Raw genomic sequence first — 15971 nt, forward strand, 5'->3', positions numbered from 1 at the left:
CTCCATGAGTGAAAGTATTCTCAGTGCCCAAAGCCTCAGCAAAGTAGTCCCCAGCACCGAAGGTGACCTGACCATCCTGCACGAACTCTCCCTGGAACTAAACAAGGGCGATACGCTGGCCATCGTCGGTGCCTCCGGTTCGGGCAAATCCACCCTGCTCGGCTTGCTGGCCGGGCTGGACCTGCCGAGCGCTGGTTCGGTCATCCTTTCAGGCCGCAATCTCAGCGAGCTGGATGAAGACCAGCGCGCCAGAGTGCGGGCCGAGCACGTCGGGTTTGTGTTTCAGTCGTTCCAGTTGCTCGACAGCCTGAACGCGCTGGAAAACGTCATGCTGCCGATGGAGCTCGAAGGCCGCAAAGACGCCCGCGAAAAAGCCCGCGACCTGCTGGAACGGGTGGGCCTTGGCCAGCGCCTGACCCACACGCCGCGTCAGCTGTCCGGTGGCGAACAGCAACGGGTCGCCATTGCCCGCGCCTTCGCTGCCGACCCCGACGTGCTGTTCGCCGACGAACCCACCGGCAACCTCGACAGCCACACCGGTGAACGCATCAGCGACCTGCTCTTCGAACTGAACAAGGAGCGCAACACCACGCTGGTGCTGGTCACTCACGATGAGCGTCTGGCGCATCGCTGCCGTCGCCTGATCCGCCTTGAAGGGGGCCGACTGGTCGCCCCGCTGGAGCCTTGATGGCACGTTTGCCTTTTGCCCGCCTGCTGAGCCTCGCTGTCCGCCAACTGATGCGCGATGCCCGCGCAGGAGAGTTGCGGGTGTTGTTCTTCGCCCTTCTGGTCGCCGTGGCGGCGAGTACTGCCATCGGTTATTTTGGTGCCCGTCTGAACGGCGCGATGCTGCTGCGGGCGACCGAGTTCCTGGGTGCCGATCTGATCCTCGAAGGCTCGAGCCCGGCGCGTGCCGAGCAGGTCGAAGAAGGCAAACGCCTGCAACTCAAGCATGCGCAGATCGTGGTGTTTTCCAGCGTGATCGCGACCGACGCAGGTATCCAGCTGTCGAGCATCAAGGCGGTGGACGACGCTTACCCATTGCGCGGCGAACTGAAAAGCGCCGCAGACCTGTACCAGCCGGAACAGGCTGGCAGCGGTCCGCAACCGGGTGAAGCCTGGGTCGAGGCACGCCTGCTTCCTGCGGTCGACCTGAAGGTGGGAGACGACCTCGACGTCGGCTCCAAAACCTTGAAACTGACCCGCATACTGACTTACGAGCCAGACCGGGCAGGCAACTTCTACAGCCTGACCCCGCGCGTGATGATCAACCTGCAGGACCTTGCCGCCACCGGTGTAGTACAGCCGGGCAGCCGGGTCACCTATCGGGAGATGTGGAGCGGCCCGCCGCAAGCACTGGCGGCCTATCGCAAAGCCATCGAGCCAGGTCTTGAGCCGCATCAGGAAATCAAGGACGCCCGCGATGGCAGCCAGCAGATTGGCGGCGCGCTGGGCAAGGCCGAACGTTATTTGAATATGGCCAGTCTGGTCGCCGTGTTGCTGGCGGGCGTTGCCGTGGCGCTGTCGGCATCCCGATTCGCTGCACGGCGCTTCGATGCCAGCGCCCTGCTGCGCTGCCTGGGACTGTCGCGCGGTGAGGCGATGACCCTGTTCAGTCTGCAACTGGCGATCATCGGCTTGCTGGCCAGCCTGAGTGGTGCCTTGCTGGGGTGGCTGGCACAGCTCGGGCTGTTCGCGCTGCTGCAAAATCTGCTTCCGGCGACCGTTCCGCCCGGCGGCGTGCTGCCTGCGCTGGCCGGCATGGGCACCGGGCTGGTAGCCCTGGCCGGTTTCGCCCTGCCGCCGCTGGCTGCACTGGGTCGCGTGCCGCCGCTGCGTGTACTGCGCCGCGACATGCTGCCAATCCCGGCCAGCTCCTGGCTTGTGTATGGTGCAGCGTTGCTCGCGCTGGGCCTGATCATGTGGCGTCTGAGCCTGGATCTGGTGCTGACCTTCGCCCTGCTGGGCGGCGGCATCGTCGCCGCGCTGCTGCTTGGCAGTCTGCTGTTACTGGCGCTCAACAGCCTGCGCCGTCTGCTGTCCGGCGCCTCGCTGCCCTGGCGGCTGGGTCTGGGGCAACTGCTGCGTTACCCGCTGGCCGCTGCCGGACAATCGCTGGCTTTCGGCCTGATCCTGCTGTCGATGGGCTTGATCGCGCTGCTGCGCGGTGAGCTGCTCGACACCTGGCAAAATCAGTTGCCCAAGGATGCACCGAACTATTTCGTGCTCAACGTACTGCCGGCCGATAAAGAAAACTTCGCCCAGACCCTGAGCAAGCTGTCCACTCACGCGGCGCCCCTTTACCCGGTGGTGCCAGGACGCCTGACCAGCATCAACGGTGAACCGGTCAGTAACTTCGTGACCAAGGATTCGCGCGGTGAAAATGCCACGCGTCGCGACCTGAGCCTGACCTGGGCCGCCGAGCTTCCCGAGGGCAATACCCTGACTGCCGGCAACTGGTGGAAAGCGTTGCCTGATTCCGGGCAAAGCGACGCAACGCCCGGCGTCTCGATCGAGGCCAAACTGGCCGACAGCCTGAAAATCAAACTGGGCGACCGCCTGAGCTTCATCGTCGGCGGACTGACCCGCGACGCCGTGGTTACCAGCCTCAGGAACGTGAACTGGGATACCTTCCAGCCCAACTTCTTCATGATTTTCCAGCCCGGCACCCTCGCCGACTTGCCGACCACTTACCTGACCAGCTTTTACCTGCCACCCGGCCAGGACAAGCAGATCGTCGAGCTGTCGCGCGCCTACCCGTCCATCAGCATTCTGGGTGTAGAGGCCCTGCTGGCGCAGGTACGCAGCATCCTCGATCAGGTGACCCTGGCCGTGCAGTTCGTCCTGCTGTTCGTGCTGGCTGCGGGTATCGCCGTGCTGTTTTCCGGATTGCAGGCCACGCTGGACGAGCGCATCCGGCAAGGCGCACTGCTGCGTGCGCTGGGCGCAGAGCGAGCGCTGCTGATCAAGTCACGACGTATCGAATTCGGTTTGCTGGGAGCTGCCAGTGGCGTACTGGCGGCGTTGGGCTGTGAGCTGGTGAGCTTCGTGCTGTACCGCTACGCCTTTTCGCTGGAATGGCAACCGCATCCGTGGCTACTGCTGCTGCCGGTGATCGGTGCCTTGCTGGTCGGGGGTGCGGGTGTATTCGGCACCCGCCGCGCACTGAACGTCAGCCCGCTGACCGTGCTGCGCGAGGGTTGAGGCTACTCACAAATCCAGTGGGAGCGAGCTTGCTCGCGAAGAGGCCGGTACAGCCTTCAGAAACAGGGCGTTTGGGCTAACGTCTTCGTGAGCAATGCGGATCGCCGCCCCGGTCACTCCACACAGAGATCTGCATCCTGCCTGACGCTAAGTTTTAGCACCACTCTCCGCGCTTATCGTGAGTTGTGTATAGCGATCAGCGCTCCGCGTGAGAATGCAATTCCGGACGCTCTGCGTCCGGCCTCACTTCTCGTAATCAATCGAGTTCACGAACCACAGTTTCTCGCCTTCGGGCGTGTTGACCAGCACTTCGTCGCCCACTTCCTTCTTCAGCAAGGCACGGGCCATGGGCGAGTCGATGGAGATGTAGTCGTTGCGCCCATAGATTTCGTCATAACCGACAATGCGGAATTTCTTGAGATCGCCCGCTTCGTTTTCGATCTCGACCCAGGCACCGAAGAACACCCGCCCTTCCTGCTCGGGGGAGTACTGCACGACACGCATGTCTTCGAGGCGCTTGCGCAGGTAACGCACGCGTCGGTCGATCTCGCGCAGCAGCTTCTTGTTGTACTGGTAATCGGCGTTCTCGCTGCGATCCCCGAGCGATGCCGCCCAGGCGACCTTTTGCGTAATGTCGGGCCGGTGTTCTCGCCACAGGTAGTCAAGTTCTTTCTTCAGGGCTTCATGCCCGTCTCGGGTGATGATCTTTGTACTCAAGAAGTTTCTCCGGCCCGGCAAAAATCAGTTCGACAGGCGACAAAGACTCAACGTCGCGCCACCTCATGCTGGATGCAGCCGTCGTAATAGACCTTGGTCACCGCATCAGGCTTGAGCCGCGACTCGCTGTCGTAGGTCTGTTCCGTGATGCGCAATGCCATGGGTCGCATCCATTGTTTGGCAAACTTGCGCGCCTGCAGCTTCTGCCGCGCGCCATAGCGAGTAACGCCTGACAACTTGGAGGCCTGCGCACCGCCCGCAATGGCCGAGCCCCAACGACACAGATAACGCTCGTTTTCCGTGGCGTTTCTGGCCTGTGCGGAAAACGCCAGCCCGGAAAGCGTCAGGCACGCCAGAGCACAATAGACCAAACGCATGCGAAAACCACCTAATCCTTTGATAAGGCGGCGATTTTGCCTGTCCGTTCACGCGTCGGGGGCCAGCAATATGCCTTCTATGCCAATTGGCTGACTCAGGCGATTCAACCCAGCGTAATAAGGCCCTGCCGGGCGATGCGGGTCAGGTCATGAATCACCTGCCCGACATCATCTGCCTGCGGCGATTGCACCACGGCGAGGTCGAATTGATCGTCGGCAAAATGGCTCAGCGACTGGTGGGTCTCGGCGAACTGAATCAGAAACGCACAGGAGCCACCACGCCGACGCGGCCAGCCGTCGAGATAGCGCAACAACGTGGGCTGATGGGAACCGCTGAGGAGGATTTTCGGGTTCTTGCGGGACAAGACCGTGCTGATCGGGGAAAGACGAATGAGGGGGCGCAGGTTGTTCATGGTGGTTTCTCTGCCTCGCAAGATCCGCTGGGCAGCGGTGAGAGGCAACACCGAACCAACGTTTTAGCGGTATTTCGACAAGACTTCAGCCTTGCCAGGCGCCCCGCAAGTAGTTGTTAAATCGGCGCTTGAGCACGCATCCTAGAGAAACGTCCCATTCATTGTCAATTGCCATTCATGGCAGGAGCCTGCAAACGCACAAGGCCCGCTACAAGAGCGGGCCTTGCACAGCAAGCGTAGCCGGTTATCGGGCGATGATACGGTCCAGCGACAACTTGCCTGCACCTTCGATGAGTACTGCCACGGCACCGCCGAGCAGTGCCAGCGCGTACTCGTAGCCGTTGTTGGCCATGAAGAAGCCGTTGTGGATGTGCACGGTGAAGATCGCCACCAGCAACAGCAGGATCACCACGACCGCAGCGGGACGAGCCAGCAGCCCCAGCAGCAGGCCCAGGCCGCCAAAGAATTCGGCGCTGCCCGACATCAGCGCCATCAGGTAACCCGGCGTCAGGCCCAGGCTTTCCATGTACTGCGCAGTGCCTTCCAGGCCATAACCACCGAAGGCGCCGAACAGTTTCTGGCTGCCGTGCGCGATGAACGCGATACCGACGATGACGCGCAGGACAGTCAGGCCGTAACCGGCGCGAGTGGTGAGGACCGACTTGATCAATGTGTTCATGGAGGACTTTCCGTGAGTGATGGGTGATTAACAGCGAGTGGCGCCATGATAATCAAATTCGCTCATGTAAAAACCGCAAATAACGGCGTATAAAAATCGAATAAATCGATCTTTAGCGTTTTATCGCAGATTTGGGACCGCTCTTTTCCAGCGAGTCGCGCTCGCGATCAAAGGCCAGGTAGTACTTGTTCACGCTGTTCACGAACGCCACGACATTGGCACCGCCCTGCTCCATCGCCACGCGCTCGGTCTGGAAGAACCACTGGTTCGGGTTCAGCCCGCGACGCCGCGCTTCCTCGCGCATGCCCTGCACGCGCTCAGGCCCCAGGTTATAGGCGGCCATCACGAATGCCATGCGCTCGCGTTCGTTGACCCGCTTACTGGAGAAATACTTGCGCTGGATCAGCGCCATGTAGCGCGACCCGGCTCGAATGTTGTCGTCAGCGCTCTGGATGCTCGGCACGCCAACGCTTTTCGCTGCCGAAGGCGTGATCTGCAACAGGCCTGTCGCGCCGCCACTGCCCTTGGCAGACGGGTCGAGTTTGGATTCCTTGAACGCGAGGGCTGCCAGGTCAAGCCAATCCATGCCCTGTGCATCGGCATGGCGTTGCAGCATCGGACGCAGTTGTTCCAGACGCTGCAGGTTGTTGCGCACCAACGGGTTGTTGACCTTGTAGGTGTTCTTGTACGCGTTGGCGAACACCTGATCCTGCTGGGCCGACGGCTTATAGTCTTTGAGGAAATCGTCGACACTGGCCCGCAGCTGGGTGGCGTTGTCACGAACGAACCAGCTGATATCCCCGTGGGTCTGCAAGGTCAGGCCGCGTTCGATGCGCAGTTTGGGCATGATCTTCGCCCAGCGCTCGGCAATCGGCTGCTCGACCAGCGTCATCGGGTAAATCCCGGCCTGGACCATTTCCAGCACATCCTCGACAGCCAGACTGGGGTCGACCCATTCGATTTTTGCCAGGGGCAGCTTGCGCAGCTCCAGTTGTCGATTGACCTGATGCAGGGCTTCATCGGCGGCACTGCCGGTGGGCAGGCTCAGGGTCTTTCCGGACAATTGATCCACACGGCGCACACTGCGCTGACCACGAACGCCGACCAGCACCAGAGGCACATCGTGCACGATCGGTGCGCTGGCCTGAATGCCCTTGGCGTCGCTGACATCGAGCAGCTCACCGGGCGCGATCATGTCGCCTTCTCCGCGCTGCAAGGCCGTCAGCAGCTGGTTCTTGGCCTTGGGGATAACCTTGATCGTGATCTTCTGCCCGGTACGGGAATGGCTGTTGAGGTACTGCTCGAAAGCTTGCAGGCGATGGTATTCGACGCCGATTTCCTGACCCTTGACGTCGCCGGAGCTGTTACGGCTCTGATTGACCAGTACGCGTAGCACCTTGCTGCTGCGAATCGCCGGCAAATCGCGCACCTGCACCGTGTGCTGCACGACCTCGGGACCGGTCTGACGAGCAGAAACCTGCAAGGGCAGCAGCGGTAACAGGCACATCAAAGACACAAGCGCGGATCGGATCATTCACTTCCCCAGGGCAATGCCGGAAAGAAACAGGAAAAAGGAAATCTTGAGGTCACGCAGCAGCGCCGAACAGCGAAGGAAATCGTTGAACCCTCAGGTTCAATCGCTTGAATACCCAGCGTTTTCTTGTTGTGGCCAGAGCTCTGGTATGCTCGGCAGCCTTCAGCTGGAGGTAGCACCATGCAACTCATCGACATCGGCGTCAATCTGACCAACGCAAGCTTCGCCTCGCAGCGACAGGCGGTACTCGACCGCGCCTACGCCGCAGGCGTCGAACAACTGGTGGTGACCGGCACCAGTGTCGAAGGCAGCGAACACGCCTTGCAGCTGTGTCACGAGCTGGATGAAAGCGCGCAACGCCTGTTCTGCACGGCGGGAATCCACCCGCATTCAGCGAGCGATTGGACCGGCGACACCGAGAAACAGTTGCATGCCCTGCTCAAGGAAAATCGCGTTCGCGCCGTGGGTGAATGCGGCCTGGATTACAATCGCGATTTCTCGCCTCGCCCCCAACAGGAAAAGGTCCTGGAGGCGCACTTGGCCATGGGCGTGGAACTGCAATTACCGGTGTTCCTCCACGAGCGCGACGCCAACCAGCGGTTGCTGGAGATTCTGCGCGACTACCGCGACCGCCTGCCCGCGGCAGTCGTGCACTGCTTTACAGGCGAGCGCGCCGCGCTGTTCAGTTACCTGGACCTTGATTTGCATATCGGCATCACCGGCTGGATCTGCGACGAACGACGCGGCACCCACCTGCATGCGCTGGTGGGCAACATCCCTCGCGGCCGGCTGATGCTGGAAAGCGATGCGCCCTACCTGCTGCCACGCAGCCTGCGTCCCAAGCCGAAAAACGGTCGCAACGAGCCGGCTTACCTGCCGGAAGTCTTGCGCGAAGTAGCCTTGCACCGGGGCGAAACGCAGGAAGACCTCGCACGCCACAGCACTGATTGCGCGCGGCAGTTTTTTGCCTTGCCGGTGCTGAAGGACACCTCAGAGGATGAAAATCTGCAGCTTTGTTGACCCGCATCAAGGCTCTCTTCGTTGGCTGAGGCACAGTGATGGCATCTTGCTGCTATCTCAACCGATCACCGAAGAAGACCACTCATGGGCTCATGGCTTGGCAACCTGTCACTGAAATATAAGTTCTGGGCCGTCAACGCGGTCGCTTTTGTCACCACCCTGTTGCTGGTGCTGTACGCCATGCAAACTGAACAACACGCGCGCACGGATGCGTCGCGTCAGGCAGCACAAGCGCAGGCGCGCCTGCTGGCCGCATGGCCCGTCGACGCAGCGCTGCCCTCCAGCGATACATTGCTGACTTACCGCCAGGGTCAGACACCGGTCGTCGATGGCCTTGCGCTGCCTGAACTGGCTGACGCCCGCGACTGGGTGACGCTGGACAAGCCCGCTGGCGATCAATGGCTGAGCGGTGCGCAGATCATCACCCGAGGCGCCGAGCAACGGATTGCGCTACTGGCATTCACCCCGACCTTCATGCAAATCCTGCTGGATCGCTTCACGCACTACGCGATTGCGGTTTTTGTGCTGATGTTATTGATGCTCTGTGCCTCGCAGCTGCTGATTCGCTTTCTGCTCAGCCAGCTCAACGCACTCAAAGACGTGATGCTGCACGTCGAAAAAAGCGGCGACCTGGCGGCCCGTGTTCCCAACCGCAGTGACGATGAGGTCGGGCAGATGGCCAAGGCCTTCAATGCCATGCAGGCCGGTTATCAGCGAGTGGTCAACACTGTTTCGCAAACCGCTGGCCGCCTCGATCAGGGCGCAGCGCATCTGGCGGCGGGCATGAAGGAGGTGCGCCAAGGCATGCTCGGTCAGCAAAGCGAAACCGATCAGGTGGCCACGGCCATCAACGAAATGACGGCCACGGTCCATCACATTGCCCAGCACGCTACAGCCACCCGCGATCAGTCGCAGACGGCTGACGCACTGGCGGGCAGCGGCAAAGTAGTGGTCGACCGTGTGCAGGTGTCCATCGCGGGGCTTTCCAGCGGCGTGCAGCAAACGGCGGAAATGATCCAGCGCATGGCCGAAGACAGCCAGAAGATCAACGGCGTGGTCAACGTCATCCACAGCATTGCCGAACAAACCAATCTGCTCGCCCTCAACGCAGCCATCGAAGCCGCACGCGCCGGGGAAATGGGTCGGGGGTTTGCCGTGGTCGCCGACGAGGTACGCAATCTGGCAAAACGGGTGCAGACCTCCACCGATGAAATCACCACGATGGTCTCGACCCTGCAAAGCGGCACCCGCGATGCCGTGGATTTCATGCAGGAAAGTTCGTACAAAGCCGACGAATGCGTGCAGCAGGCTCGGGAAGCCGGTGATGCGCTGGCGGCGATTGCCGGTGCCGTGGCACAGATGCGCGAAAGCAATACGCAGATCGCCGTCGCGGCCCAGCAGCAAAGTCAGGTCGCCGAGGAGATGAACCGTGCAGTGGTGAGTATCCGCGATGTCACCGAACGCACGGTGATCCAGACAGTTGACTCGGCCAGCACCAGTGACGAGCTGGCTACGCTGGCAGGCGAACTGAATGCCGCCATTGGCCAGCTCAAGCTGTAACAGGCTATCGCCGCGATAGACAGGCTTGACTCGTCAGCCCTCTGCGCGCGGGCCTATCCTTCAGGCATTGAACGACGCTTTACGCGTTACCTGAAGAGGACCGCATCATGAGCAAGCCACTTTCCGATCTGCAATTGAATCAATGGCGTGACAGCAACGACAGTCAGGAGCACTCGACCAGTCTGGCCCTGTACCTGATAGCCGTACCGCTATTCATTCTGGCGGCCCTGCTGATCCTCAACGGCCTGTTTTCCGAAAGCCTTTCATCGGTTGCAATCGGTGTGATTGGCCTGGTGGCGGCGCTGGGTTTTCAGCGCCAGAACGCTGCACGGGCCGTCCGCAAACCTTGATACGGTTGCCGGTCAGCCAAACACGGTGACCGTCTGGCGACTGATTGCGATCAGCTCGCCGTCGGGGCTCCACAATGCCGCGGCGGTATGGCCGTAGCCATCGCGGGCATGCTCGATGACTGCGCGATAGCTGCACCACTGCAGGGTATCGAGCGATGGCTGCGGCTGGACGAACTCAATGGTCCAGGTCAATGAACTGCCGGGGGCCGGCTTGTCCAGATGCGGCAATACCGCAGGCGGCCAGGTGTCCACAAGCGCCAGAATGTGCGCTTCGCTCATGGACGTGGCGTGCGGCTCACCGCGAAAGCGCACGTAGCCGCCTATCGCCGGCGATGGGGTATTGCTGAACGGCATGCCGCCCAACGCCCAGCGGATATCCATGAAACGCAGGTAGTCAGGCATTACGCCGCTAGCGAACGGCAACTCCGGGCATTGTTCAACCGGTTTGAGGACCGGCGCGGCCTCCGCGGAAAAGGTGATCATTGATTCCCGAGGGGCACCGAAGCTGCCTTGTATCAGGGTCATTACCTGACCGTTCTGCATGGCGCGTCCCAGCACCTGACTGACTGCCTTGCCATGACGCAGGATGTCGACCTCGAAAGCAATCGGTACACCGGGCGCGGCCGGCCCGACAAAGGTGATCGCCAGCGAACGAACCGGCCGCCCTTCCGGCACCTGTGCACGCATCGCTTCGTAGGTCAGCGCAGCCATCAGCCCGCCAAAGCATGCACGCCCCTGCGACCATTCGGCAGGGATCGTGACAGAGTGCGGATCGCGACGCAGCGCATCGATCAGTTCAGAAAAGGTCATGCTCACTCCACACGTCAACACACAAGTGGATGGATGATAACCATCCTCTTAGTTAACGACAGGCCGCATAATGGCCATTTTTGCGGCCTGAATGACCTGCCTCATGAAAAATCACTGGATCAGAAACAAGCCTTGGCCAAGCGTTTGAGCGACGCTTCGGCCTTGCGCTCGGCACCTACTATGCCGATTTGCCAGCCCGGCACGCAGGGAGCCAGATCAGGTTGTTCCGCAGCCTGCGCCAGCCATTGCAGATGATCATGCCAGTCGCCCAGTTCGCCTTGTGCGGATTTGAGTCGGGCCCGCATGTTTTTCGGCTGATGGCTGAGTTGCGGATAGGCTTCGGCAGCGTAACGCACGCGCTTGATCAGCAAACGCAGGTCATGCCGATCGTGCCCCGGCTCGGCGATGGCCACACGCAACTTGTGCCATTGCTTGTCCATGCGTTTTTCTATGGTCTTGCGCAGCCCACGCAACATGCCCTGGCGCTGTTGCAGGCGCAGCATCTCCGGGAACCGGTCAATCAGCTTGAGCAGACGGGTCAACTCGGGCGAGCCGGCGACCTTTGGGCAGGCGCTTTCCAGGTAGCGGTTGCGTGTGAACGCGGCCTCGTTCAAACCCTGCTCTTCAAGAAACCCGGCGAGCACCTGCATGTCACGCAGCGGCGTGGTCAGTTGGCCGACCGCCTTGGCCGCCTCTTCCAGCTCTGCGGCACTCGGGTTTTCCCGCAGGGGCCGCAGTACGCTGCGCAGACGGCGCACCGTGGTACGTAAATCGTGCAGCGCTTCGCTGTCAGTCGAAACGGCAAGACGTGCCTGACACGCGAGCAATTTGACATCCAGCGCCAGCACTTCGGCGACCAGATGATCCACCATTGAAGACATGCAATTCCCCTTCGACAAACTGATTCATGAGTGCCTGTCCCTGACGGCTGACAACCTCCATGGCAAAACCCGGCGCAACGTGCTCAGTGCCTGCCTCAAGCGGCTTGCCGAAGCCAGCCGCCCAGCGTAGCGCTGCGCTTGAAATTCGCGGATGAAACCTTCAATGGCCTCGGCATGCTGCGGAAAGTAGAGCACCGCCCTGCGGCAGAATGCGTCAGCCCCTTCACCCGGCATACGACGCAGACCATGGCGGGCGAGCAAGCGTTCAAATGCGTTGAACACGCGCAGTTGCGAGTCGCTTTCGCGTTGCCAGGGTTTGAACAGCCATAACGCCACCAGGCCCAGTGAAAACAGGGTTCCCAGGACAAAAACCGGCGCCTGGAAGCCTGAAAACCAGCGACCGAGAATTTGTAACTGCTGTTGTCCCTGATAGCCCAGCACCCAGCGCTGCCAGCCGTAATTGAGGTTATCCCAACTGAGGCGCAGGGCGTTGACCCAAGGCACGTTGCGGTAGCGCAACGCTGAATAAGGCGAGTCCTGCAGAAACGCTTCGTCCGCCGCCAGCGCCTGCTCCAGGCCTTGCTCGATACGTTGCGGCGCCACGGCGGCAGTCGGGTCGACGCTGCGCCAGCCAACGCCCGGCTGCCAGTATTCCACCCAGGCATGCGCGTCGAACTGACGAACAGTCAGGTACTGCCCGTCGGGGTTCAGTTCGCCGCCCTGATACCCGGCCACCACCCGCGCCGGAATGCCCGCCGCGCGCAGGACAAAGGTCATGGCACCGGCATAGTGGGCGCAAAACCCCTGACGACTGGCAAACAGGAATTCATCGATGCTGTCATTGCCCAGTGGCACCGGCTTGAGGGTGTAGTGAAATGGCTGATCGCTGAAATAGCCGAGCATCGCCGCGACCATGGCGTCTGGCGTGGTGTAGCGGCGACGCAGGTCATCGGCCCATTGCCGCGCCTGATCATTGCCCTTGGCAGGCAATTGCAGGTCCTGACGCTGGATCTGCTCGCTGGACAGCGGATCCCGGACACTTTGCGGCCATGAGTTGACGGCGTACAGCAGCGACTGCTCGACGGGGCGTCTGCGCTGCAAGCGGAAGTCGCTCATCTGCCGCGCGTCCGGCAACGTGGTTTCTGCCACGTCGAGGCTCGGCAGCCAGGGCCGGCCGCTGGCTTCCATGACAACGCTGTAGGCCAGCGGCTCACCGCGTTTCTGCCACTGCGCTATCTGTACGGTCTGGGCGCGGGCCGACTGCGACCAGCGACGTCCATCGAACTGCTCAAGGGTCAGACCGCGCCAGTACAGCTGGCTGCGCGCCGGGATCGGCCCTTCGAAACTGGCGCGGAACACCAGCGCAGGTGATTTGCTCAGTTCCGCCATGTCGCCGGGTGCCATGTTGTCCGACAGGCCGGTGACGCCTTTGTTGCTCGGCTGCGGCAGCGACCAGAGCGGGTCCAGACGCGGAAAGAACAGAAACAGCAGGAGCATCAACGGCAGCGCCTGCGCCATCAGCTTGAATGCCAGCTTGAGCGTGTCGGCCGACCTGCCGGCCAGGTCCGAGTGTTGCAGGCCGATCAACGCAGCCAGCAGCGCGCTGACCGGCAGCAGACTGAAGAGCGCCCACAGCAGGTTGTCTTCGAACAGATAGCCAACCGCCACGCAGAAGAAACCGAGAAAAATCAACACGCGCGCGTCACGGCGATTGTTCATTTCCAGCATTTTCAGAACGAATGCCGCCACCAGTAACGCAGCCCCGGCATCCAGCCCGACCAGGCTGCCGCGCGCCAGATACACGCCACCTGCGGTGCCCACCAGCAGCCCGGACTTGACCCAGGTGCCAGGCAAGCGCACGCGCATGCGGAACGCTTGAACGCGCCACACCGTGCAGCCCAGCCAGAGGATCATGATCGACACCGGGACATGCAACGCGAACGGCAGCACCACCAGTGCCTGCGCCACCAGCAGCCAGGTCAGGCTGACACGCGGAATGGGCGCGGCGGGAACTGCCTGGACCTTGTCGTTCATGGTCGATGGCCATACAGCGCGAGGGCGCGCAGGCAGACTTCGCGGTGTGCATCACCGCTGTCCACCGTCGAAAGAAAGCCCGGTAGCCGCAGGGCAAACGGCTGCTGCCGTTGCGACAGCTCCAGCACCCAGTAACACAGGCGCGACAGGCGCTCTTCGATATCCCCGCCCAGCGCCATGAAGTCCAGGCACAGGTCATGACCACTGAGGTCGGTAAAATCCTTGATCAGCAGCCCCTGCCCGCGCGAATACGCTTTCCAGTGCAGGCGACTGCGATTGTCACCCGGCTGGTAGCTGCGCAGGCCCTGATAATCATCAACACCGGCCCCTTGGGTGGCATGACCATCGTCCTCGGCATGCGGCTGCACGCCCTTGAGCAGCGGCATGGTCCCGGACAAGGGCCGAGGATAGACCAAGGCGCTCTGCTCCAGATCGAGCCAGCTCCAGGCGCGAAAAATGCCCAGCGGAAACACACTCTCGATGCGCAGCCTTGGCGCACGCAGCCAACCGCGCTTTTCGGCGGGCAGTGTCAGCTCCAGGTCGGTCAAGCCGCGAGGCAGCACGTCGCCTGACTGCAACGCTGTCGCGCTCCAGCCCAACCCCAATGCATGGTGAGCCTGACCGGCACTTTCCAGGCGAAGGCGCAATTGCACCGGCTCGCCGACAAATACCGAACGCGCAACGCCCGCACTCAGAATCAGACCGCTGACGTTGCGGTAGGTGTGCAGGATGGCCAGCACGCCTATCGACAGCAACAGAAAGGTCAACCCGTAGGCCAGGCTGTTCTGGTAATTGATCGCCACCAGCAGCATGAGCACCAGCACTAACGCGTAAATCATGCCGGTGCGTGTCGGCATGATGAAAATGCGCCGGTGGTCGAGGGTAATGCGTGACGCTGGAGGAATTCGCCTCGACAGCCAGCGTTGCCAGAGCGGTTTGAGCGGTTCGATCAAAGCACGGGCACCTCGCGCAACAGCCATTGCACCAGCGCACCGCCACCATGCCCGGTCGGATCGCTGCGTTCACGCAAGCGGTGGCCGATCACCGACGGCAGCACCGCCTGCACATCCTCGGGAATCACGTAATCACGCCCCAGCAACATTGCCCAGGCCCTTGCAGCGGCCAGAACCGCCAGGCTCGCCCTGGGTGAAAGTCCGTAAGCGAACTGCGGCTGACTGCGCGTCGCCTCGACCAGTCGCAAGACATAATCCACCAGCGCGTCACTGGCGCGCACCTGCCGCGCCTGCGCCTGGAGCTGACCAAGCTGGGCGTGGTCCAGAATCGGTTGCAGACGCGGCAACAGCTCGCGGCGCGACTCGCCCAGCAGCAAGGCTTTCTCTGCGGCTCTGGCTGGGTAGCCCATGGAAATACGCATCATGAACCTGTCCAGTTGCGACTCGGGCAAGGCAAAAGTACCGCCGGAACTGAACGGGTTCTGGGTCGCGATCACAAAGAATGGATCGGGCAACAGACGCGTCGCGCCCTCGATCGACACCTGCCCTTCTTCCATGGCTTCCAGCAACGCGCTCTGGCTCTTGGGCGTGGCGCGGTTGATCTCGTCGGCGAGCACCAACTCGGCGAAAATCGGCCCAGGATGAAAGGTGAACTGCCCACTGTCCCGATCAAATACCGAAGTCCCCAGGATGTCACCTGGCAGCAGGTCAGAAGTGAACTGAATGCGCTGATAACTCAGACCGAGAATTTTCGCCAGCGCATGACTGAGCGTGGTCTTGCCCATCCCCGGCAAGTCCTCGATCAGCAAATGCCCGCCGCCGACCAGACACGTCATCGCCAACCGTACCTGCGCCTCCTTGCCCAGCACCACCTCATTGATCGCGCTCAGGCACGCATCGAGTTTTCTACCCATCGAAAGCCCCTTCCGGCAACTGCTTCATGACTGTGGGACTGCAAGCGATGCCAGTGTCCGAACACTTTAAAGTGAGCGTAGGCCGTTTCGCCAGAGTTGGTTAGGCCTACCGTCTCGCCAAGCTGAAGATTTGTGACGCAGAGCGTCACTAACGGCATGTCAACGCGTTAGCACGATAGTCATTTTCCAGACGCCCCATTTTCAGGGGCTTTACTGGCCTCTTCGCGAGCAAGCTCGCTCCCACAGGTACGGGGTGTTTTCGGGCCATGTGAAACACTCACACAGGTACGGGGTGTTTTCGAGCCATGTGGATTACTCACACAGGTTGGCTGTGTCTCAAGCCATGCGAATGCCATGCGGCACTGATGACCTTGCTCGCGAAGACGGTGTTTCAGTCGATGCATTTTCGGCGTTTGTGCAAACTCTTTCGCGAGCAAGCTCGCTCCCACAGGTACGGGGTGTTTTCGGGCGATGTGAAACACTCACACAGGGCCGGGGTGTTTTCGAGATCGGAAGAGCGTCGTG

15 protein-coding genes are annotated in these 15971 nt (G+C 61.4%); 5 read left to right on the plus strand and 10 right to left on the minus strand.

Annotated elements, in window-relative coordinates; genetic code table 11:
• Positions 1-4: 4 nt before the first annotated feature.
• On the plus strand, positions 5-688 hold the full coding sequence (locus tag P406_RS25905) for an ABC transporter ATP-binding protein (RefSeq protein WP_003406778.1): 684 nt from the start codon (positions 5-7) through the stop codon (positions 686-688).
• On the plus strand, positions 688-3204 hold the full coding sequence (locus tag P406_RS25910; protein WP_046237755.1) for an ABC transporter permease: 2517 nt from the start codon (positions 688-690) through the stop codon (positions 3202-3204). The genes P406_RS25905 and P406_RS25910 overlap by 1 nt, the downstream gene beginning before the upstream one ends.
• Before the next feature lie 243 nt (positions 3205-3447).
• On the opposite strand, the gene greB is transcribed toward P406_RS25910, so the two are convergent.
• From greB to P406_RS25935, 5 genes are all read right to left on the minus strand, one after another.
• Positions 3448-3921, minus strand: coding sequence for a transcription elongation factor GreB (greB, locus tag P406_RS25915; protein ID WP_003316622.1), 474 nt, complete (start codon positions 3919-3921; stop codon positions 3448-3450).
• A gap of 47 nt (positions 3922-3968) precedes the next feature.
• Positions 3969-4298, minus strand: coding sequence for a hypothetical protein (locus tag P406_RS25920; protein WP_046237756.1), 330 nt, complete (start codon positions 4296-4298; stop codon positions 3969-3971).
• 104 nt (positions 4299-4402) lie between these two features.
• A complete protein-coding gene (locus tag P406_RS25925) occupies positions 4403-4711 on the minus strand; it encodes a hypothetical protein (RefSeq protein WP_003316620.1) in 309 nt (102 codons plus the stop codon).
• A 244-nt stretch (positions 4712-4955) separates the two neighbouring features.
• Positions 4956-5390 (minus strand): DoxX family protein, encoded by a 435-nt coding sequence (locus tag P406_RS25930; protein WP_003316619.1) that lies wholly within the window; start codon positions 5388-5390, stop codon positions 4956-4958.
• A gap of 112 nt (positions 5391-5502) precedes the next feature.
• Positions 5503-6924: an MltF family protein gene (locus P406_RS25935; protein ID WP_032702812.1), complete on the minus strand. Its 1422-nt coding sequence runs from the start codon at positions 6922-6924 to the stop codon at positions 5503-5505.
• A 180-nt stretch (positions 6925-7104) separates the two neighbouring features.
• Between P406_RS25935 and P406_RS25940 the strand changes: the two genes are divergently transcribed.
• From P406_RS25940 to P406_RS25950, 3 genes are all read left to right on the plus strand, one after another.
• The gene (locus tag P406_RS25940) at positions 7105-7944 is read left to right on the plus strand and encodes a TatD family hydrolase (protein ID WP_046237757.1); all 840 of its coding nucleotides are present in this window, start codon (positions 7105-7107) and stop codon (positions 7942-7944) included.
• 84 nt (positions 7945-8028) lie between these two features.
• Positions 8029-9504, plus strand: a complete 1476-nt coding sequence (locus P406_RS25945; RefSeq protein WP_046237758.1) for a methyl-accepting chemotaxis protein — start codon at positions 8029-8031, stop codon at positions 9502-9504.
• Positions 9505-9611: 107 nt separating this feature from the next.
• A complete protein-coding gene (locus tag P406_RS25950) occupies positions 9612-9854 on the plus strand; it encodes a hypothetical protein (protein WP_046237759.1) in 243 nt (80 codons plus the stop codon).
• Between the two features lie 12 nt (positions 9855-9866).
• Here the strand turns inward: P406_RS25950 and P406_RS25955 are convergent, their stop codons facing one another.
• The 5 genes from P406_RS25955 to P406_RS25975 all read right to left on the minus strand — a co-directional run bounded on the left by P406_RS25955 (position 9867) and on the right by P406_RS25975 (position 15446).
• On the minus strand, positions 9867-10664 hold the full coding sequence (locus P406_RS25955; protein WP_046237760.1) for an acyl-CoA thioesterase: 798 nt from the start codon (positions 10662-10664) through the stop codon (positions 9867-9869).
• Positions 10665-10783: 119 nt separating this feature from the next.
• Positions 10784-11536, minus strand: a complete 753-nt coding sequence (locus tag P406_RS25960; protein ID WP_046237761.1) for a CHAD domain-containing protein — start codon at positions 11534-11536, stop codon at positions 10784-10786.
• A 33-nt stretch (positions 11537-11569) separates the two neighbouring features.
• Positions 11570-13579, minus strand: a complete 2010-nt coding sequence (locus P406_RS25965; protein WP_046237762.1) for a transglutaminase TgpA family protein — start codon at positions 13577-13579, stop codon at positions 11570-11572.
• On the minus strand, positions 13576-14559 hold the full coding sequence (locus P406_RS25970; RefSeq protein WP_046237763.1) for a DUF58 domain-containing protein: 984 nt from the start codon (positions 14557-14559) through the stop codon (positions 13576-13578). The genes P406_RS25965 and P406_RS25970 overlap by 4 nt, the downstream gene beginning before the upstream one ends.
• Positions 14529-15446 carry an AAA family ATPase gene (locus tag P406_RS25975; RefSeq protein WP_046237764.1) on the minus strand — a complete coding sequence of 306 codons (918 nt, stop codon included), beginning with the start codon at positions 15444-15446 and terminating at the stop codon, positions 14529-14531. The genes P406_RS25970 and P406_RS25975 overlap by 31 nt, the downstream gene beginning before the upstream one ends.
• Positions 15447-15971: the final 525 nt, after the last annotated feature.

This window comes from Pseudomonas syringae pv. coryli str. NCPPB 4273 (assembly GCF_000972175.1).
Classification (GTDB): Bacteria; Pseudomonadota; Gammaproteobacteria; order Pseudomonadales; family Pseudomonadaceae; genus Aquipseudomonas; species Aquipseudomonas syringae.

Bases quoted from the DNA above. Each gene is read 5' to 3' on its own strand.
- P406_RS25945 (WP_046237758.1), top strand. From the start codon at position 8,029: ATGGGCTCATGGCTTGGCAACCTGTCACTGAAATATAAGTTCTGGGCC.
- P406_RS25960 (WP_046237761.1), bottom strand. From the start codon at position 11,536: ATGGTGGATCATCTGGTCGCCGAAGTGCTGGCGCTGGATGTCAAATTG.
- P406_RS25930 (WP_003316619.1), bottom strand. From the start codon at position 5,390: ATGAACACATTGATCAAGTCGGTCCTCACCACTCGCGCCGGTTACGGC.
- P406_RS25920 (WP_046237756.1), bottom strand. From the start codon at position 4,298: ATGCGTTTGGTCTATTGTGCTCTGGCGTGCCTGACGCTTTCCGGGCTG.
- P406_RS25965 (WP_046237762.1), bottom strand. From the start codon at position 13,579: ATGAACGACAAGGTCCAGGCAGTTCCCGCCGCGCCCATTCCGCGTGTC.
- P406_RS25970 (WP_046237763.1), bottom strand. From the start codon at position 14,559: ATGGCTGTTGCGCGAGGTGCCCGTGCTTTGATCGAACCGCTCAAACCG.
- P406_RS25925 (WP_003316620.1), bottom strand. From the start codon at position 4,711: ATGAACAACCTGCGCCCCCTCATTCGTCTTTCCCCGATCAGCACGGTC.
- P406_RS25955 (WP_046237760.1), bottom strand. From the start codon at position 10,664: ATGACCTTTTCTGAACTGATCGATGCGCTGCGTCGCGATCCGCACTCT.
- P406_RS25910 (WP_046237755.1), top strand. From the start codon at position 688: ATGGCACGTTTGCCTTTTGCCCGCCTGCTGAGCCTCGCTGTCCGCCAA.
- P406_RS25950 (WP_046237759.1), top strand. From the start codon at position 9,612: ATGAGCAAGCCACTTTCCGATCTGCAATTGAATCAATGGCGTGACAGC.
- P406_RS25935 (WP_032702812.1), bottom strand. From the start codon at position 6,924: ATGATCCGATCCGCGCTTGTGTCTTTGATGTGCCTGTTACCGCTGCTG.
- P406_RS25905 (WP_003406778.1), top strand. From the start codon at position 5: ATGAGTGAAAGTATTCTCAGTGCCCAAAGCCTCAGCAAAGTAGTCCCC.
- P406_RS25940 (WP_046237757.1), top strand. From the start codon at position 7,105: ATGCAACTCATCGACATCGGCGTCAATCTGACCAACGCAAGCTTCGCC.
- P406_RS25975 (WP_046237764.1), bottom strand. From the start codon at position 15,446: ATGGGTAGAAAACTCGATGCGTGCCTGAGCGCGATCAATGAGGTGGTG.